The organism is Pseudomonas tritici, from assembly GCF_014268275.3.
In the GTDB taxonomy this organism is placed as follows: Bacteria; Pseudomonadota; Gammaproteobacteria; order Pseudomonadales; family Pseudomonadaceae; genus Aquipseudomonas; species Aquipseudomonas tritici.
The window spans coordinates 4,421,827-4,439,972 of sequence record NZ_CP077084.1 but is presented as its reverse complement, the minus strand read 5'-3'; the positions used below and the strand labels follow the sequence as shown (position 1 = coordinate 4,439,972).

Annotated in this window: 15 protein-coding genes, 1 tRNA gene and 1 pseudogene; 11 read left to right on the top strand and 6 right to left on the bottom strand. The window is 59.3% G+C overall.

Translation table 11 applies throughout. The features are described 5' to 3' along the window. The first annotated feature begins 226 nt into the window (after positions 1-226). Positions 227-1,411 (top strand): thiolase family protein, encoded by a 1,185-nt coding sequence (locus HU722_RS20125; protein WP_065891056.1) that lies wholly within the window; start codon positions 227-229, stop codon positions 1,409-1,411. 188 nt (positions 1,412-1,599) lie between these two features. Further along, positions 1,600-2,556: a DMT family transporter gene (locus HU722_RS20120; RefSeq protein ID WP_065873314.1), complete on the top strand. Its 957-nt coding sequence runs from the start codon at positions 1,600-1,602 to the stop codon at positions 2,554-2,556. Here the strand turns inward: HU722_RS20120 and HU722_RS20115 are convergent. Then, positions 2,553-3,935, bottom strand: a complete 1,383-nt coding sequence (locus tag HU722_RS20115; RefSeq protein WP_065873313.1) for a class II fumarate hydratase — start codon at positions 3,933-3,935, stop codon at positions 2,553-2,555. The two genes, HU722_RS20120 and HU722_RS20115, sit on opposite strands and share 4 nt — an antisense overlap. A 193-nt stretch (positions 3,936-4,128) precedes the next feature. On the opposite strand from HU722_RS20115, the gene HU722_RS20110 reads away from it, so the two are divergent. From HU722_RS20110 to HU722_RS20080, 7 genes are all read left to right on the top strand, one after another. Further along, the gene (locus tag HU722_RS20110) at positions 4,129-4,650 is read left to right on the top strand and encodes a DUF2059 domain-containing protein (protein WP_010208895.1); all 522 of its coding nucleotides are present in this window, start codon (positions 4,129-4,131) and stop codon (positions 4,648-4,650) included. A gap of 12 nt (positions 4,651-4,662) precedes the next feature. Further along, a complete protein-coding gene (locus HU722_RS20105) occupies positions 4,663-4,959 on the top strand; it encodes a BolA family protein (RefSeq protein ID WP_065873312.1) in 297 nt (98 codons plus the stop codon). A 118-nt stretch (positions 4,960-5,077) separates the two neighbouring features. Next, a complete protein-coding gene (trhO, locus tag HU722_RS20100) occupies positions 5,078-6,019 on the top strand; it encodes an oxygen-dependent tRNA uridine(34) hydroxylase TrhO (protein WP_065873311.1) in 942 nt (313 codons plus the stop codon). Between the two features lie 3 nt (positions 6,020-6,022). Then, positions 6,023-6,658, top strand: coding sequence for a DsbA family protein (locus HU722_RS20095; RefSeq protein WP_065873310.1), 636 nt, complete (start codon positions 6,023-6,025; stop codon positions 6,656-6,658). Next, the gene (locus HU722_RS20090) at positions 6,651-8,468 is read left to right on the top strand and encodes an ABC transporter ATP-binding protein (protein ID WP_186752059.1); all 1,818 of its coding nucleotides are present in this window, start codon (positions 6,651-6,653) and stop codon (positions 8,466-8,468) included. The genes HU722_RS20095 and HU722_RS20090 overlap by 8 nt, the downstream gene beginning before the upstream one ends. Before the next feature lie 71 nt (positions 8,469-8,539). Further along, a complete protein-coding gene (locus HU722_RS20085) occupies positions 8,540-11,002 on the top strand; it encodes an EAL domain-containing protein (protein WP_065873308.1) in 2,463 nt (820 codons plus the stop codon). An 80-nt stretch (positions 11,003-11,082) separates the two neighbouring features. After that, positions 11,083-11,850: an iron-containing redox enzyme family protein gene (locus HU722_RS20080; RefSeq protein ID WP_189683645.1), complete on the top strand. Its 768-nt coding sequence runs from the start codon at positions 11,083-11,085 to the stop codon at positions 11,848-11,850. A gap of 72 nt (positions 11,851-11,922) precedes the next feature. Here the strand turns inward: HU722_RS20080 and HU722_RS20075 are convergent, their stop codons facing one another. Next, positions 11,923-12,849 carry a GGDEF domain-containing protein gene (locus HU722_RS20075; RefSeq protein ID WP_065873306.1) on the bottom strand — a complete coding sequence of 309 codons (927 nt, stop codon included), beginning with the start codon at positions 12,847-12,849 and terminating at the stop codon, positions 11,923-11,925. 296 nt (positions 12,850-13,145) lie between these two features. Beyond that, the gene (gene lldD, locus HU722_RS20070; RefSeq protein WP_065910858.1) at positions 13,146-14,297 is read right to left on the bottom strand and encodes an FMN-dependent L-lactate dehydrogenase LldD; all 1,152 of its coding nucleotides are present in this window, start codon (positions 14,295-14,297) and stop codon (positions 13,146-13,148) included. Between the two features lie 100 nt (positions 14,298-14,397). Here lldD and HU722_RS20065 point away from each other — a divergent pair, with 100 nt between their 5' ends. Both HU722_RS20065 and HU722_RS20060 read left to right on the top strand, forming a co-directional pair. Further along, positions 14,398-15,294: a LysR family transcriptional regulator gene (locus HU722_RS20065; protein WP_065873304.1), complete on the top strand. Its 897-nt coding sequence runs from the start codon at positions 14,398-14,400 to the stop codon at positions 15,292-15,294. 60 nt (positions 15,295-15,354) lie between these two features. Beyond that, positions 15,355-15,430: transfer RNA gene (locus tag HU722_RS20060), tRNA-Asn, on the top strand. A gap of 60 nt (positions 15,431-15,490) precedes the next feature. Here the strand turns inward: HU722_RS20060 and HU722_RS20055 are convergent. The 3 genes and pseudogenes from HU722_RS20055 to HU722_RS20045 all read right to left on the bottom strand — a co-directional run. Next, positions 15,491-15,891 (bottom strand): annotated as a pseudogene (locus HU722_RS20055) (transposase); the annotation flags it as partial. Positions 15,892-16,047: 156 nt separating this feature from the next. After that, positions 16,048-17,058, bottom strand: a complete 1,011-nt coding sequence (locus tag HU722_RS20050) for a membrane dipeptidase (protein ID WP_225930644.1) — start codon at positions 17,056-17,058, stop codon at positions 16,048-16,050. Between the two features lie 30 nt (positions 17,059-17,088). Further along, positions 17,089-18,036, bottom strand: coding sequence for an ornithine cyclodeaminase family protein (locus HU722_RS20045; protein ID WP_065873303.1), 948 nt, complete (start codon positions 18,034-18,036; stop codon positions 17,089-17,091). Positions 18,037-18,146 lie beyond the last annotated feature (110 nt).

Genomic DNA, 18,146 nt, shown 5'->3' with positions numbered 1-18,146 from the left:
CGCGCTGGGCTGCAAAGCAGCCCCAAAACCTGCCAACGAGATTTAACTGGATAAATGCGGTGCCTGGATTAGGGCTGCTTCGCAGCCAAGCGCGGGGCAAGCCCGCTCACTACAAGTTGTTTACCTGCCATGCTTTTGTATAGGCGGGGTGAATGATCGTCGCGATTGGGAGGGCCTGGATCTATCCTCGATCCAACTCCCAACAACGACAAGATCGAGGTAGCCCATGCGTGAAGTAGTGATCGTCGACAGCGTGCGAACCGGCCTGGCCAAATCCTTTCGCGGCAAGTTCAACCAGACTCGCCCGGATGACATGGCGGCCCATTGCGTCAACGCGCTGCTGAGCCGCAACGGCATCGACCCGGCGACGTTGGAAGATTGCATCGTCGGCGCCGGCTCCAACGAAGGTGCGCAGGGCTACAACATCGGACGCAATGTGGCGGTGCTGTCACAATTGGGCACCGGCACGGCGGGGATGACCCTCAATCGCTTCTGCTCGTCGGGCTTGCAGGCCATTGCGATTGCGGCGAACCAGATTGCCTCGGGTTGCAGCGACATCATCGTCGCCGGTGGTGTCGAGTCCATCAGCCTGACCATGAAAAGCGTCAACACCGACAACCTGATCAACCCACTGCTCAAAGAGCAGGTGCCAGGTATTTACTTCCCCATGGGCCAGACCGCGGAAATCGTCGCCCGTCGCTACAACGTCAGCCGCGAAGAGCAGGACCTGTACGCCCTGCAAAGCCAGCAGCGTACCGCCCAGGCTCAGGCTGATGGTTTGTTCAACGATGAAATCGTGCCCATGGCCGTCAAGTACAAGGTCGAAGACAAGAACACCGGTGAAGTGCAGGTGCTCGATGGCGTGGTTGATCGTGATGATTGCAACCGTCCGGACACCACGTTGGCCAGCCTGCAAGGGTTGAAGCCGGTATTTGCTGAGGACGGTTCGGTGACGGCGGGTAACTCGTCGCAACTGTCCGACGGGGCTTCGATGACCCTGGTGATGAGCCTGGAAAAAGCCTTGGCGTTGGGCCTCAAGCCCAAGGCTTTTTTCCGTGGGTTTACCGTGGCTGGCTGCGAGCCGGACGAGATGGGCATCGGCCCGGTGTTCTCGGTGCCCAAGCTGCTCAAGGCCAGGGGCTTGCAAGTGGCGGATATCGACCTGTGGGAGCTGAACGAAGCGTTTGCGTCGCAGTGCCTGTATGCGCGTAATCGCCTAGGCATTGATAACGCGAAGTACAACGTCAACGGTGGTTCGATTTCCATCGGGCACCCGTTCGGCATGACCGGATCGCGGCAGGTAGGGCATTTGGTGCGTGAGCTGCAGCGGCGCAATGTGCGCTATGGCATCGTCACCATGTGCGTCGGCGGCGGCATGGGCGCCACCGGCCTGTTCGAAGCCGTCCGCTAAACCCCACTGAAGAAACCGGCTCGAATGTGAGGGCTGGCTTGCCTGCGATAGCGGTCGATCAGTCGATTTTTTGCCTGACACACCGCCATCGCAGGCAAGCCGGATCCCACATTTGAACGGCGTCATAGCCCAACCCTTTCACTTACCCCTAGAATGCTGCACCACTTCCTCTGGCTCCTGGGGCATTCATGCACATCTCTTCCGGCCGCTGGGTCTATGGTTTTTTCCTGACCCTGCTGACCGCGCTGCTCTGGGGCATTCTGCCGATCAAACTCAAGCAGGTGTTGCAGGTGATGGACCCCATCACGGTCACCTGGTTTCGCCTGACGGTGGCCGGCGGTTGCCTGTTCTTCTACCTGGCGCTCACCCGGCGCTTGCCCAGCCGCAAGGTGCTGGGCCCCAAGGGTGGCTGGCTGGTGGGGATGGCCGTGTGCGGCCTGGTGGGCAATTACGTGCTGTACTTGGTGGGCTTGAAAATGCTCAGCCCCGGCACTGCGCAGTTAGTGGTGCAGATGGGGCCGATCTTCTTGATGGTCGCCAGCGTGTTTGTGTTCAAGGAGCGTTTCAGTCGCGGGCAAGTACTGGGGTTGTTGGTGCTGATGGTCGGTTTTGGCCTGTTCTTCAACCAACGTCTGTTGGAGTTGTTGACGTCACTTGGCACCTACACCGCCGGGGTGCTGACCGTTCTGCTCGCGACGTCGATCTGGGTGTTCTACGCCCTGGGTCAGAAGCAATTGCTCACGGTGTGGAATTCGCTGCAGGTGATGATGGTGATCTACCTGTCCTGCGCCGTGCTACTCACGCCTTGGGCGCACCCGCTGGAGGCGTTGGACCTGAGCCCGCTGCAAGGCTGGTTGCTGCTGGCGTGCTGCATGAACACCCTGGTGGCCTACGGCGCCTTTGCTGAAGCGCTCGCGCATTGGGAAGCCTCGCGGGTCAGTGCGACTCTTGCGCTCACACCGTTGGTGACCTTTGTAGCCGTCGCCCTGGCGGCGTGGCTGTGGCCTGAGTATGTGCAGGCCGAAGAAATCAACGCCCTGGGGTATGCCGGGGCGTTGGTGGTGGTGTTGGGCTCGGCGACCGTGGCGCTGGCGCCGTCGTTGCTCGCCGGGCTCAAGGCCCGGCGGGTGCGCATGGCTTCCTAGGCGCCTAGCATGTCCTGGGGGCGAACCCACTGATCAAATTCGGCATCCGTCAGATAGCCCAGCGCCAGTGCAGCCTCCCGTAGGGTGAGGCCTTCGGTGTAGGCCTTCTTGGCGATTTCTGCCGACTTGTCGTAGCCGATATGCGGATTAAGCGCAGTCACCAGCATCAGCCCACGCTCCAAGTGCGCGCCCATCTGCTCGGCGTCGGGCTCGAGACCGGCAATGCAATGTTCCTGGAAGTTGTTGCAGCCGTCGGCCAGCAGGCGGATCGACTCCAGCAGGTTGTGGATGATCACCGGCTTGTACACGTTTAACTGCAAGTGCCCTTGGCTCGCGGCCATGCCGATGGTTACGTCATTGCCCAAGACCTGGCAGGCCAGCATCGACAGCGCTTCGCATTGGGTCGGGTTGACCTTGCCCGGCATGATCGAACTGCCCGGCTCGTTGGCCGGCAACTTCACCTCGGCCAACCCGGCGCGCGGGCCGGAGCCCAGCAGGCGCAGGTCGTTGGCGATTTTCATCAAGGCCACGGCCAGGGTTTTCAGGGCGCCGTGCAGGGTCACCAACGGCTCATGGCCGGAGAGGGCGGCGAATTTGTTTGGCGCGGTCACAAACGGCAAGCCGGACAGCGCCGCCAGTTCGGCGGCAATCGCTTCGCCAAAACCCTGCGGCGCATTCAGCCCGGTGCCCACGGCCGTGCCGCCCTGTGCCAGCTCGCACACGGCGGGCAGGGCGCTGCGCACAGCGCGTTCGGCGTAGTCGAGCTGGGCGATAAATGCCGAGAGTTCCTGGCCAAAGGTGATCGGCGTGGCGTCCATCATATGGGTGCGCCCGGTCTTCACCAGGTTCATATGCCGGGCGGCCAGTTCGGCCAAGCCACCGGAAAGCGTGGCGATCGACGGCAACAATCGCTCATGTATCGCTTGTACCGCTGCGATGCTCATGGCGGTGGGGAAGCAGTCATTGGAACTCTGGGAACGGTTGACGTGATCGTTGGGGTGCACCGGGCTCTTGCCGCCGCGCTTGTTGCCAGCCAGCTCATTGGCGCGGCCGGCGATCACTTCGTTGGCGTTCATGTTGCTTTGGGTGCCGCTGCCGGTTTGCCAGACCACGAGGGGGAACTGGTCGTCATGCTGGCCAGCCAGCACTTCATCGGCGGCTTGTTCGATCAGGCGGGCGATGTCGGCAGGCAGGTCGCCATTTCGATCGTTGACCCGTGCCGCGGCCTTTTTGATCAGGGCCAGGGCGTGCAGTACCGCCAGGGGCATGCGTTGCTCGCCAATGGCAAAATTCACCAGCGAACGTTGGGTCTGAGCGCCCCAGTAAGCGTCATCCGGGACTTGGACTTCTCCCAGGCTGTCGGTTTCGATACGGCTCATCGGGCACACTCCTTCAGGTTCGTTTGCGCAGTTTAGGCCCTGATCGACCCAGCGGGTTCCATAAAAGGCTTTTCATCGGATTCATTGCCCGCAAATCCAGGCCCGACAAGGGGTGGGGTTGAGCCATGGCGTTTTTTAGGCGCAGAATGGGCGCCCTTGGGGTCTTACCTCGCCTGCTAGAAAAGGAAACTCGATGACTCGTCTTCGTGCCATCTGTACCGCGGTTGCTCTGGTTTGCGCCAGCGGCCAGGTTTTTGCCGATACCGCCAGCCACAACGCCAGTGCCGAAGCCTTCCTTACCCTGGCCCACGCTGACAAGCTGGGTACCCCGGTGTACATGCAAGTGCAGCAAATGTTCGCCCAGCGTTTCGAACAAACCAAGGCGCCTGCCGCCAAGCAGTCCGTACTGGACAGCTACCAGGCCAAGGCCAACGCTGCCCTGGACCAGGCTATCGGCTGGCCAAAGCTGAAACCGGACATGGTCAAGCTCTACACCACCAACTTCAGCGAATCCGAACTCAAGGACCTGGTTGCCTTCTACCAGTCGCCACTGGGTAAGAAAGTCCTGGAAAAAATGCCGCAACTGACCCAGCAATCGGCCCAGATGACCCAGGCCAAGCTGGAAAGCGCCGTGCCGGTGGTGAACAAGCTGTTGGAAGACATGACCAACGAACTGGCACCGGCGAAGAAACCTGCCGCCCCTGCCAAGAAGTAAGTGGAGCCGGCAATGACCATGCAACAGCGTATCGAAGTGGCGCTCGCCGAGCTGGGCCAGGACTATTTGAGCGTGCAGGATGAAAGCCATATGCACAGCCGTGGGTTGCAGACCCACTTCAAGGCCGTGCTGGTCAGCCCGCAGTTCGAAGGGCTCAACCGCGTCAAGCGCCACCAGAAGGTCTACGCTACCCTGGGTGACCTGATGGGCGAGTTTCATGCGCTCGCGTTGCATACCTACACGCCTGAAGAATGGGCGAAAATCGACGCAGCCCCGGCCTCGCCGACCTGCGCCGGCGGGCATGACTGATGATCGGGTGTCTCTGACACCGAGCATTTGTTAGACTCCGCAACGCGCCGCTCAGACGGCGCGTTTTTTTTGCATCCGGTTCACCCTTTACGAGGGTAGCCACCTGGAGAGAACACCCGTGACTCAACCGATTGTCGTGGCGGCACTGTATAAGTTCGTCACCCTCGAAGATTACGTCGCCCTGCGCGAGCCCTTGCTGCAGGCGATGGTCGACAACGGCATCAAAGGCACCTTGCTGATCGCCGAAGAAGGCATCAACGGCACCGTTTCCGGAAGCCGCGAAGGCATTGATGGCCTGATGGCCTGGCTGAAAAAAGACCCGCGCATGGTCGACATCGACCACAAAGAATCCTACTGCGACGACCAGCCGTTCTACCGCACCAAGGTCAAGCTCAAGAAAGAGATCGTGACCCTGGGCGTCGAAGGCGTCGACCCGAACAAAAAGGTCGGTACTTACGTCGAACCGCAGGACTGGAACGCGCTGATCAGCGACCCGGAAGTGCTGCTGATCGACACCCGTAACGACTACGAAGTGTCCATTGGCACCTTTGAAGGCGCGATTGACCCGAAAACCACCAGTTTTCGTGAATTTCCCGACTACATCAAAGCCAACTTCGACCCCGCCAAGCACAAGAAAGTCGCCATGTTCTGCACCGGCGGCATTCGTTGCGAGAAAGCCTCCAGCTATATGCTCAGCGAAGGCTTCGACGAGGTCTACCACCTCAAGGGCGGCATTCTGAAGTACCTCGAAGAGGTGCCGCAGGCAGAAACCAAATGGCAGGGCGACTGCTTTGTGTTCGACAATCGCGTGACCGTGCGTCACGACTTGAGCGAAGGCGACTACGATCAATGTCATGCCTGCCGCACACCCGTGAGTGTGGAAGACCGTGCATCCGAGCACTACGTGGCTGGCATCAGCTGCCCGCATTGCTGGGATAAGCTGCCCGAGAAGACCCGTCGCAGCGCGATTGATCGGCAAAAGCAGATCGAGCTGGCCAAGGCCCGCAACATGCCGCACCCGATTGGCTTCAACTATAAGCAATCACCTTCCGAGGCTTGAGCCATGTCCACGCGCCTGCTCTATGTAATGGACCCGATGTGTTCCTGGTGCTGGGGCTTTGCCCCGGTGGCCAAGGCGTTGGTGAAGCAGGCCCAGTCGGCCGGTGTGGAACTGCACCTGGTGGTGGGCGGCCTGCGCACCGGCAGTGGCGCGGCGTTGGAGCCGACGACCCGCCGCTACATCCTGGAGCACTGGCAGGCCGTCACCGACGCCACTGGCCAGCCGTTCAAGCGCGAAGGCGCATTGCCTGACGGTTTTGTGTACGACACGGAGCCCGCGTGCCGCGCCATCGTTACCGCCCGCAGCTTGGCGCCGGATTGCGCGTGGAAACTGCTGGGGCTGATCCAGCATGCGTTTTATGTCGAGGGCCGCGATGTGACCCTTGCCAGCGTCCTGGTGGAGCTGGCCGAACAAGCGGGCATTCCACGTATCGAGTTCGCCGGTGCCTTCGACCGTGCGGAGCAGCATGCTGCCACGGCTGCCGACTTCACTTGGGTACAGGACTTGGGCATCGCCGGCTTCCCGACGCTGTTGGCCGAGCGTAATGGCCAGTTGGCCCTGCTGACCAACGGTTACCAGCCGTTGTCCGAGCTGTCGCCGTTGTTGGCCCGGTGGCTGGAGCGAGCGACCTGTGCATGATCAGCCAGACAAAAATGCCGGCAAACGTGTGGACCGACTGACCTGGGCGGAAATTCGCCGCCTGGCCCTGCGTCACAAGAAATCCCTGTGGATCGCCAATGGCGTTGCCGTACTGGCAACCCTGTGCAGTGTACCCATCCCCTTGCTACTGCCGTTGCTGGTGGACGAAGTGCTGCTGGGCCATGGCGATGCCGCCCTCAACGTGATGAACCACGCCCTCCCGCTGGGTTGGCAGAAAGCGGCCGGGTATATCGGCCTCATGCTGCTGGTGACCCTGTGTCTGCGCTGCGGCGCCCTGGTGTTCAACGTGGTGCAGGCGCGGCTGTTTGCGCGGCTGGCCAAGGACATTGTGTACCGCATCCGCGTGCGCCTGATTGAGCGGCTCAAGCGTATTTCTCTGGGCGAGTACGAAAGCCTGGGCAGTGGCACGGTCACCACGCACTTGGTCACCGACCTGGATACCCTGGATAAACTCGTCGGCGAAACCCTCAGCCGCTTTTTGGTGGCCATGCTCACGCTGGTGGGCACTTCGGCGATCCTGGTGTGGATGCATTGGCAATTGGCGCTGCTGATCCTGCTGTTTAACCCGCTGGTGATCTACGCCACGGTGCAGTTGGGCAAACGCGTCAAACACTTGAAGAAGCTGGAAAACGACAGTACTTCGCGCTTCACCCAGGCCTTGACCGAGACCCTCGACGCTATCCAGGAAGTGCGCGCCGGCAACCGCCAGGGCTTTTTCCTCGGGCGCCTGGGCCAGCGTGCCCGGGAGGTGCGTGACTTTGCCATTCATTCACAGTGGAAAACCGACGCCTCCAGCCGCGCCAGTGGTTTGCTGTTCCAGTTTGGTATCGATATTTTCCGTGCGGCCGCCATGCTCACCGTGCTGTTTTCCGACCTGTCCATTGGCCAGATGCTCGCGGTGTTCAGTTACTTGTGGTTCATGATCGGGCCGGTGGAGCAGCTGTTGAACTTGCAATATGCCTATTACGCGGCGGGCGGGGCCCTGACGCGGATCAACGAACTGCTGGCGCGTGCCGACGAACCGCAGTATGCCGGGGGGGAAGACCCGTTTACCGGGCGTGAGACCGTCGGCATCGAAGTGCGCGGCCTGAACTTCGGCTACGGCGAAGACCTGGTGCTCGACCAGTTGAACCTGGTCATTGCGCCGGGCGAGAAAGTGGCAATCGTCGGCGCCAGCGGCGGCGGAAAAAGTACCTTGGTGCAACTGCTGCTCGGGCTGTATACGCCACAAGCTGGAACTATTCGCTTTGGTGGTGCCACTCAGCAGGAAATCGGGCTGGAGACCCTCCGCGAAAACGTCGCCGTGGTGCTGCAACATCCCGCGTTGTTCAATGATACTGTGCGCGCCAACCTGACCATGGGTCGCGAGCGCAGCGACCAGGCCTGCTGGCAGGCACTGGAAATCGCCCAGTTGGATGCTACCGTCAAGGCATTGCCGATGGGCTTGGACAGTGTGGTAGGGCGCTCCGGGGTGAGGTTTTCCGGCGGGCAGCGTCAACGCCTGGCGATTGCGCGCATGGTGTTGGCCGAGCCGAAAGTGGTGATCCTCGACGAAGCAACTTCCGCCCTGGACGCCGCTACCGAGTACAACCTGCATCAGGCGCTGGCGCGGTTTCTCAGTGGGCGTACTACACTGATCATCGCCCACCGCCTGTCGGCGGTTAAGCAAGCCGACCGAGTATTAGTGTTCGACGGCGGTCACATTGCTGAGGACGGTGATCATCAGCAATTGATTGCCGATGGCGGCTTGTACGCCAAACTCTACGGGCACTTACAGCAAGTACGTTGATTCAGCCTAAGCTGAGCTATCGGAAGCGGTTTTTCGCGTGCGTATCCAGCAGTGCATGTGCAAGGGACTTCATGAAGCAAAAGCGTACTCTCGGAACGCCAAGGCTATTGGGCATTGTGTGGCCTTTCATCGCCGTGGTGCTGTTTCAGGCATTGTTGGGCTGTGTCAGTCTTTTCATGCTTTCAGCTGTGCGCGGCTATGTGGCCGGCGAGAGCCTGTGGTCGAAGGGCCAGAAAGACGCCATCTACTACCTCACGCTCTACGCTGACAACCGTGACGAAGCCACGTACCTCAGATACCAGCAGGCCATAGCCGTGCCCCAGGGCGGGCATGAGCTGCGCATCGCCCTCGATCGTCCTACGCCTGATCTTACGGCTGCGCGGCTGGGCATTCTCAAGGGGGGCAACCACCCGGATGACGTCTCGAGCCTGATCTGGCTGTACCTCAATTTTCGTCACTTCAGCTACCTGGAAAAAGCCATCGAGTTGTGGACCGTGGGCGATAGCTACCTGGTGCAACTCGATGGCCTGGCCCAGGAGATGCACGGCGCAATCCTCCGCGACCACGTCAGCGCCAACGATGTGCGGCAATGGAAGGCGCATATCATCGCGATCAATGAAGGCGTAACGCCAGCTGCCAAGGCCTTCAGCGATGCCTTGGGCGAAGGCTCGCGGATGATCCTGCGGCTGCTGCTGATTACCAACCTGGCCACGGCCCTTGGCCTGATTGTGCTGGCGCTGTTGCGCACGCATAAGTTGCTGGCCCAGCGCCACGCTTTCGCCAATGCCCTGCAACAAGAGAAGGAGCGAGCGCAGATCACGTTGGAGTCGATTGGCGATGGCGTGATCACCACCGACGTTGACGGCGCCATTACCTATATGAACCCGGCAGCCGAGGCGCTGACTCACTGGCATTCGGCCCAGGCTCAGGGCCTGCCGCTGGCAGCGTTGTTCAACTTATTGGATGACGATGCCGAGCCCGACGGGTTTACCCTGATCGAACATATCGTCAAGGGCCAGCTCAGCGGCGGCAGCGAGCATTCAAAGACCATCCAGCGGCTGGATGGCAGCACGGTCTCGGTGACCCTGGTGGGTGCGCCGATCCGCAGCGACGGCAAGGTCACGGGGGCGGTGCTGGTGTTGCATGACATGACCCAAGAGCGCCAATACATCGCCAACCTGTCCTGGCAGGCAACCCATGACGCCCTGACTGGCCTGGCCAACCGCCGCGAATTCGAATTCCGCCTGGAACAGGTGCTGCACCCGGCAGGGCAGCAGCACGGCGGACGGCATGCATTGATGTTTCTTGACCTGGACCAGTTCAAGCTGGTCAACGACACCTGTGGTCATGCGGCCGGTGACGAACTGTTGCGACATATTTGCGCGTTGCTGCAGTCGGACCTGCGCGAGGGCGACACCCTGGCGCGCCTGGGGGGGGATGAGTTCGGCATTTTGCTGGAAAACTGTCCGGCGGTCGTGGCGGAAAAAATCGCCGAGAGCCTGCGCCATACGGTGCAGAGCCTGCATTTTGTGTGGAAGGGCCGGCCGTTCATGACCACTGTCAGCATCGGCCTGGTGCACCTTGGGCAAACGCCGACCACCCTGGAAACCTCGCTGCGCGCCGCCGACATGGCGTGCTACATGGCCAAGGAGAAAGGTCGCAACCGTGTGCAGGTGTACCACGCCGATGATTCGGAATTGTCCCTGCGCTTTGGCGAGATGGCCTGGGTGCAGCGCCTGCACATGGCCTTGGAAGAGAACCGGTTTTGCCTCTATGCCCAGGAAATCTCGCCCCTGGGACAGACCGATGCGGGCAATGGGCATATCGAAATCCTGCTGCGCCTGCATGATGAGGCCGGCCGCATTATCTTGCCCGACAGCTTTATCCCGGCGGCCGAGCGTTACGGTCTGATGACGTCCCTGGACCGTTGGGTGGTGGAGAATGTGTTCAAGATCATCGCCCGTTGCCTGCAGGAGCGTCCGAACCGCCCGATGGCCATGTGTGCGATCAATCTGTCAGGCATAACTATTGGTGATGATGAGTTCCTCGGGTTTTTACGTGAGAAATTTCATACTTACAATATTCCGCCCGGCATGATCTGTTTTGAAATTACTGAAACCAGTGCGATTGCCAATCTGGGCAGTGCAATCCGCTTTATTAATGAACTCAAAGCCTTAGGTTGTCAGTTCTCGCTGGATGACTTTTGTGCCGGAATGTCCTCATTCGCTTATCTCAAACATTTACCTGTAGACTTCCTGAAGATCGATGGAAGTTTCGTAAAGGATATGCTGGACGACCCGATTAACCGCGCGATGGTCGAAGTGATCAATCACATCGGCCATGTCATGGGTAAGCGCACAATTGCAGAATTTGTCGAGACACCGCAAATCGAACAGGCACTACTCGAAATTGGTGTGGATTACGCTCAGGGCTACCTGATTGAACGACCGCAATTGTTTACCTTTGATAGCTTGCAGTGTCGACCTGTGCGGCCGCAGCCCCTGTTATTCAAGGCGCCTGGCACATTCCGCTGAAACATTCGCTGGTCTGTACAATCACACTTAAAAAGGAGCCTTAAACAGTGATCGACACATTCAACAGAACCGGCCCGCTTATGGAAGCCTCGAGTTACCCCGCCTGGGCACAGAAACTGATCCAGGACTGTAGCGAGAGCAAGCGTCGCGTTGTCGAACACGAACTGTACCAGCGCATGCGCGATAACACGCTCAGCGCCAAGACCATGCGCCACTACCTGATCGGTGGCTGGCCTGTGGTGGAACAGTTTGCCTTGTACATGGCACAGAACCTCACCAAGACCAAATTTGCCCGCCATCCCGGGGAGGACATGGCGCGCCGCTGGCTGATGCGCAATATTCGCGTGGAACTCAACCATGCCGACTATTGGGTGCATTGGGCCCGTGCTCACGGCGTGAGCCTGGAAGAGTTGCAGGCCCAGAACGTACCGCCGGAGTTGCACGCACTGAGCCATTGGTGCTGGCACACCAGCTCTGCCGATTCGCTGATCGTGGCGATTGCCGCGACCAACTACGCAATCGAGGGGGCAACGGGGGAATGGTCTGCGGTGGTCTGTTCTACCGGCGTCTACGCGGCGGCCTTCCCAGAGGAAGAACGCAAGCGTGCGATGAAGTGGCTGAAGATGCACGCCCAGTACGATGACGCCCACCCGTGGGAAGCGCTGGAAATCCTCTGCACCCTGGCCGGCATGAACCCGTCCCAGGAATTGCAGGTAGAGCTGCGCCAAGCCGTGTGCAAGAGCTACGACTACATGTATCTGTTCCTGGAAAGTTGCATGCGCCTGGAGAAAGAGAAGGCGCCAACGTTGGTGCGTGACCGCCAGGCGCGGGTCGCCAGCGAAGCCTGATGCAGTAGGTAATGTGGCGAGGGAGCAAGCTCCCTCGCCACAGTTATTTCATTCGCCTTTAACGGTTAGGGCTTACCCCGCCATCGCCAAGCGGTTGCGGCCTTCGCGCTTGGCCACGTACAACGCGCTGTCAGCTCGGCGCAGCAGGCTTTCGGCAGATTCTGCAGCCAGCAAGGTCGAACAACCGAGGCTCACCGTCAATTCGATCCGTTCTCCATCCGCCCGGTAATCCTGGGTCTGTGCCGCTTGGCGCAGGCGTTCGCCGACCATTGCCGCCGCGTCTCGGCCGGTGTTGGACAGCAGGATCAGAAACTCTTCCCCGCCAAATCGAAACACCATGTCCACGTTGCGCAATTGACTCTTTATAGCTGCGGCGACGGCGCGCAACACGGTATCGCCGGCGGTGTGGCCGTGGGTATCGTTGATGACCTTGAAGTGGTCGATGTCGAGCATCAGCAAGGACAGCGGGTTCAAGTGCCGGCGCGCCATGTCGATTTCCCGTTGCAAGGTCTGGTCCATGGCAATGCGGTTGCCGGTCTCAGTCAACGGGTCGCGCAGGGCGCTGCGGGTGGCGGCACGGTAAAGCAGAGCGTTGCGCATCGGGTAGAGCAGGGTGGCCAGCAGGGATTCGAGCTGGCCCAGTTCTTCTTCCACCAGGCGCTGGTTGCGGCGAAAGATTAATTCACCGAGGTGCTCGCCTTCATGGCTCAGGCTGTAGCTCGCCGTATGGTGGCCGCGATGGCCGAACTCCAGGCGCAGGTCGCTGGCTTGATGGCGGTATTGCAGGGCGTCCAGAGGCACCAGGCGTTGGATCTCTCGGAAGAAAACACCGAGGATGCGCTCCGGTTCCAGGCTGGTTTGCAGTTGCAGGCCCAGTTGCTGGCGAAGTTGAGTGATGGTGGTGGGGCGGCGTGGGACGAGGGATGGCTGACCAAACCCCAGGCGCTGCAATTTGGCACTGTCGAAGTCAATTGCGTTGGTCTGGGTAGGTGTTTTCATAAGCGATCGGCCTCTAAGCTCTTAGCTGTCTTACAGGCTCGATGAGAGTGGCGAGTGCCAAGCGTCTAACTGTTCCTTCAGTTCCGTAAAACATTGGTTACAGTTTAGACCGCTTTTCACTGGGTTATAACCCCTGGGAACCGCCGCACGTCTTGTCATCGCTTAACCTGCTTGGAGAGGTTAGAGCGATATTCATGCCAAATGGTTTAACATTATTAAATGTTCTTATAAAACAACGACCGTTCTTATATATAGAAACAGTCGTTGAATAATGGCGCCGGTTATTTGGCCGATGGTTACCCGTTTTGAAGGTGTTGGCCAACCAAGGTAGTTTGGTCAATCTGGTCAATCGACGTCACGCCCGTGAGGGTCATGGCCACGCGCATTTCCTTGGCGAAGATGTCCAGCAGGTTTTCCACGCCATGCTGGCCATTGGCGGCCAGCGCGTAGGCACTGGCGCGACCCAGCAGGCAGGCTTTGGCACCCAGGGCGAGCATGCGCACCACGTCCAGCCCGGAACGGATGCCGGAGTCGACCAGCACCGTAAGGTCGTCGCCTACCGCATCGGCAATCGGTGGCAAGGCCTTAGCGGTGGACAGCACGCCATCCAACTGACGACCACCATGGTTGGAAACCACGATGCCATCGGCGCCGAACCTCACCGCGTCCTTGGCATCCTGTGGGTCGAGGATGCCCTTGATGATCATCGGGCCCTTCCAGAATTCGCGGATCCACTCCAAGTCTTTCCAACTGATCGACGGGTCGAAGTTGTTGGCCAGCCAGCCGATGTAGTCTTCCAAGTGGGTGGGTTTGCCCAGGTACTTGGAGATATTACCCAGGTCGTGCGGGCGGCCCATCAACCCCACATCAAAGGCCCATTGCGGCTTGGTGACAGCTTGCAACATGCGTCGCTGTGCTGCGAATGGCCCGGACATGCCCGAGTGGGCATCGCGGTAGCGCGCGCCGGGCGTGGGCATATCCACGGTGAATACCAGCGTCGTGACGCCGGCCGCCTGCGCTCGTTCCAGTGCGTTGCGCATGAAGCCACGGTCCTTGAGCACGTACAGTTGGAACCAGATCGCCTGCGCGCTTTGCGACGCCACCTCTTCAATTGGGCACACCGATACCGTCGACAGGCAGAACGGGATGCCTTTGTTCCCCGCTGCCTTGGCCGCCTGCACTTCGCCGCGTCGCGCGTACATGCCGGTCAGGCCCACCGGGCTGAGGATCACCGGCATGTCCAGTGTCTGGCCGAACACCGTGGTCTTCAGGCTCAGGTTATCCACGTTGCGCAGGACGCGCTGGCGCAGGCTGATCTCGGCCAGGTCCGAACTGTTCGCGCGCATCGTGTGTTCGGCGTAGGCGCCGCCGTCGATGTAGTCGAACAGGAAGCGCGGCAGCTTGCGCTTGGCGGCGGCGCGGTAGTCGGAGGCGGACGAGATGATCATGAACGGTGTCTCCACAAGCCAGGGCGGATCAGGATAGGCAAATATCTGGCATGATAAAAACAACTTTTATCACTGGTAGCCAGTCGCCAAAGGAATACCGATGAACCTGAGAACACTGCGTGCCTTTGTCGAAGTGGTGCGCCAAGGTGGCTTCTCCCAGGCTGCCGAGGTGGTGTCCCTGACCCAATCCACCGTGAGCAAGGCGGTCAAGACCCTCGAAGACGAACTGGGCACGCCGTTGCTCAACCGTCTCGGCCACCGCAACGAACTCACCGCCGCCGGCGAAATTGCCTACCGCCGCGCCTTGGTGCTGCTCGCCGAACACAACGACCTGGTGGCCGAGATCAACGACCTGCGCGGCCTCAAGCGCGGCGTGCTGCGAATCGGCTTGCCGCCTGTGGGCTGCGGCGTGCTGTTCGCGACGATGTTTGCCACCTACCGCAGTCGCTATCCGGACATCGACATCGAACTCACCGAGTACGGCAGCAAAAAACTGCGCGAGTGCCTGGAAGCGGGGGAGGTCGACTTGGCGGCGCTGCTGCTGCCGGTGGACGAAGGCTTCGACTACCAACCCGTACGCAATGAACCACTGATCGCCGTGTTGCCCATCAGCCACCCATTGGCTCGGCGCAAACGCATCGACTTCACCGACTTGGCGGACTCACCTTTCATCCTGTTTGAAGCCGGCTTCGCCCTGAACGCCAAGATTCTCACTGCGTGCGAACGCAAAGGCGTCACCCCCAAGGTGACGGCACGCAGCGGCCAGATCGACTTCATCGTCGACCTTGTCGCCGCCGGTTTGGGCGTGGCCTTCCTGCCGCGCATGCTGGCGCACAAACATCAACACGCCGGCATCGCCCTGATCCCCTTGGACGAACCTCACACCGACTGGCACATCGCCCTGGCCTGGCGCGCCAGCGCCCACTTACCACCCGCCGCCCTGGCCTGGCTGGAGTTGGCCAGCGAGCACGCGGATTCAACCGGCCATCCGGTTTAATCGCAGCGAGTGCCATAGAAAGCTTGACTTCTCCTTTTCAATCAGTAACATACGGCGCATTCCGCGATAGCTCAGTTGGTAGAGCAAATGACTGTTAATCATTGGGTCCCTGGTTCGAGTCCAGGTCGTGGAGCCAGATAGAGAAAGCCTGCAGAGATGCAGGCTTTTTTTTGCTTTGGATTTCCCAGGTGATCATAAATTGACTGCCATCGATGGCGACCCGATTCTCTCCAAACAATCCCAACTGCTGACACAGCACAACGAACTGGCGACAGACGCTTCGGATGGCCTTGCTGGCGTCTTTTCGGAAGTCGGCGATAGTCTTGAAGTCCGGCATCAAACGCCCAGTCAGCCACATCAATTCGACGTTACACTAGGCTTCTTGCTCCAGGCGCCGGCTCGACTGAATTCGGTGAGATAGCCGTAGATATAGATCTTCAGCAGGATCGCAGGGTGATAACCAGGTCGGCCTGTATCAGCAGGAATAGCGTTATCAAACCCCAAGTTGACCAAGTCGAGTTCGTCGACAAAGACGTCGACTACGCGCACCGGATTGGTACCGCTGACGTAGTCGTCGAGGCTCTCAGGAAGTAAGGTGTGTCATCACGCTAATTGACACGCCGGTCAATCCGCAGTGATTACTGTGCGCCTGCGCCAGCACTCGATTGACAGCCTGGAACGGCTGCACGCTTCTGTAGCGCGTTGATTGCTCATCCAATTGATCAGACGCGTGTTCAATTAACGGGGTGCGATTCAAGTCCCAGGTTTCGGTCTTGGCCAGGTTGCCTGTGCAATACGCATGAAATTATTGCCGTAGATCGCCTGGATATCCGCATCTGAGTAACCCAAGCGCGTTAATTGTTGTGCAACCTCACCCAGTGTCTCTGGCTGCAATTGAACATGTCCGTTCATCTGGCCATAGTGCTCAATCGGCCACCAGTCTTCCTCTTTTTCACCTTCCGGCAAATCTTTATGCTCAGGGTACAACTCGGTATCCAAGCCTATCCCAATATGGCGTGTCCCGATGCGCTCTGCCAGATAGTCGATTTGTCGAATGTAAGCGTCTACAGAGGCGGATGGGTCGCCCAAGAATATGCCTAAACCTGTAAGTCCGATCACCCCACCTTGAGCCGCACACGCGAATATTTGTTCGTCGTCGATTGTTCGCGGGTGATCAAAAACCGCTTTAACGTTGGTGTGAGAAAAAATCGCAGGGAGCTGTGAAATTTCCATAATTTCAAGACTGGCGCTTTTGCTGGCGTGCGAACAGTCAATGATAATTCCTGCTGTATTAATACCCTGTACGATCTTGCGTCCCAGGGGGGTCAATCCGGTACTTGCTCCATGGCAGCCGCCAGCGCAACTGTTGTCGCGGTTGTAGGCAAGCAACATTTGGCGAACCCCTAAGCTTGCGAACAGTGCCACCATCGCAGGATCCTGTAGCAGCATGTTTGAACCTTCGAGGTCAAAGGAGACCGCGAGCTTTCTATACTTGTGCGCCTGGTAGATATCGTCGGCGGTGGCCACCAGGACAAAGTCTTCCGGGTGATCAGCCAGCCAGCTTCTAAACCCCGCAATTGTTCGGATCACCGTTTCAAACGGGGTCATGTCCATGCCAACGTTGATCGACACATGATGGAAGCCGGCTGCTCGATACCTGTTCAGGCGGGACATATCCTGTCCGGGAATCAATGGCAAGCACGCATGGGCCTCCCATTGAATCACCGGGGGCTTGCTGACTCCTGATGGGTCAAGCTTCATCATTTAAACCCCGTCTAATCGCGTCGCTATCCATTAGTGCGCTAATGATGCCACGGCGCATTTCGCAATCTGAGCATCCTGCACGCCTAAGCCTGTAAGGTCTGCAATGGTAATCTGCGTGTCGTCCTGTCGTCCGATGGCGTGACCGCTCAATACGCTGCCGAGTGCTACAAGGCTGCCTTTGTCGATCAGGCCGGATTTGAAGGCTCCTGAAATCTCACCGAATTGGCAGCATTGCTCGATTGAGTCCACGACAATCACATCGGCACGTGCAACCAGGCGCACATCCAGCTCTTGCTTGCCAAAACTGTCTGCGCCAATAGCAGTGATGTGTGTCCCAGGGTTGACCCATTCATTCGCGATGATGGCTTCGCGAGAGGGTGTAGCCGTGATGATCAGGTTGGAGTTGGTCGCAACGTCCTTTGCATCTTGGGTAGCAACGACATCAAAGCCTAAAGCGTCGGCAAATTCACAGTATTGTTCCAAGCCTTGCCGGTTACGCCCGTAAACCGTCAAGCGTCGACATGCCGTGACGGGCATCAGGTGTTCCAGTTGCATGCGTGCCTGGTCGCCGGTACCCACCACACCGATGCCTCTCACCTGTGAGGGCGCCATGGCCCTCGCCACGATTTGCCCCGCCAGCGCTGTACGCATTGAGGTCAGCCAGCCGCCATCCCGAAGCAAAGCGACGGGTTGCCCCGTCAAGGCCGAGAAAATCAGCGTCAACCCACCGTTACTGGAAAAACCCTTCGCAGGATTGTCGTAGAAACCTGCCGAGACCCTGACTGAAAACACCTCGTCTCCTAGCATCCAAGCCGACTTCACGCAGCAGTCACCGTTGCTGGCCGGGAACTGAAAGCTTTGAACCTGAGGTAGCTGCACCCGTCCGTTAGCATGGGCAATGAATCCTTCTGCAATCAGCGCAGCAGCGTCCCTCGGGCACAAGGCACTCATGATTTGCGCTTGGGTGTAGATATTCATCGATTGCTCCATCGGCTATTGAAAGACGGGCGTTGTGCTTACCCGGCTGACTGGCGGTTACTCGCCGCCGTTAGACGGGATATGGCGCTACAATCGGGCGCTTCAGTAAA

What these genes read in the sequence shown, in the direction of transcription:
- HU722_RS20125 (WP_065891056.1), top strand. Translation starts at nt 227, where the DNA reads ATGCGTGAAGTAGTGATCGTCGACAGCGTGCGAACCGGCCTGGCCAAA.
- HU722_RS20120 (WP_065873314.1), top strand. Translation starts at nt 1,600, where the DNA reads ATGCACATCTCTTCCGGCCGCTGGGTCTATGGTTTTTTCCTGACCCTG.
- HU722_RS20115 (WP_065873313.1), bottom strand. Translation starts at nt 3,935, where the DNA reads ATGAGCCGTATCGAAACCGACAGCCTGGGAGAAGTCCAAGTCCCGGAT.
- HU722_RS20110 (WP_010208895.1), top strand. Translation starts at nt 4,129, where the DNA reads ATGACTCGTCTTCGTGCCATCTGTACCGCGGTTGCTCTGGTTTGCGCC.
- HU722_RS20105 (WP_065873312.1), top strand. Translation starts at nt 4,663, where the DNA reads ATGACCATGCAACAGCGTATCGAAGTGGCGCTCGCCGAGCTGGGCCAG.
- HU722_RS20095 (WP_065873310.1), top strand. Translation starts at nt 6,023, where the DNA reads ATGTCCACGCGCCTGCTCTATGTAATGGACCCGATGTGTTCCTGGTGC.
- HU722_RS20085 (WP_065873308.1), top strand. Translation starts at nt 8,540, where the DNA reads ATGAAGCAAAAGCGTACTCTCGGAACGCCAAGGCTATTGGGCATTGTG.
- HU722_RS20080 (WP_189683645.1), top strand. Translation starts at nt 11,083, where the DNA reads ATGGAAGCCTCGAGTTACCCCGCCTGGGCACAGAAACTGATCCAGGAC.
- HU722_RS20075 (WP_065873306.1), bottom strand. Translation starts at nt 12,849, where the DNA reads ATGAAAACACCTACCCAGACCAACGCAATTGACTTCGACAGTGCCAAA.
- lldD (WP_065910858.1), bottom strand. Translation starts at nt 14,297, where the DNA reads ATGATCATCTCGTCCGCCTCCGACTACCGCGCCGCCGCCAAGCGCAAG.
- HU722_RS20065 (WP_065873304.1), top strand. Translation starts at nt 14,398, where the DNA reads ATGAACCTGAGAACACTGCGTGCCTTTGTCGAAGTGGTGCGCCAAGGT.
- HU722_RS20050 (WP_225930644.1), bottom strand. Translation starts at nt 17,058, where the DNA reads ATGATGAAGCTTGACCCATCAGGAGTCAGCAAGCCCCCGGTGATTCAA.
- HU722_RS20045 (WP_065873303.1), bottom strand. Translation starts at nt 18,036, where the DNA reads ATGAATATCTACACCCAAGCGCAAATCATGAGTGCCTTGTGCCCGAGG.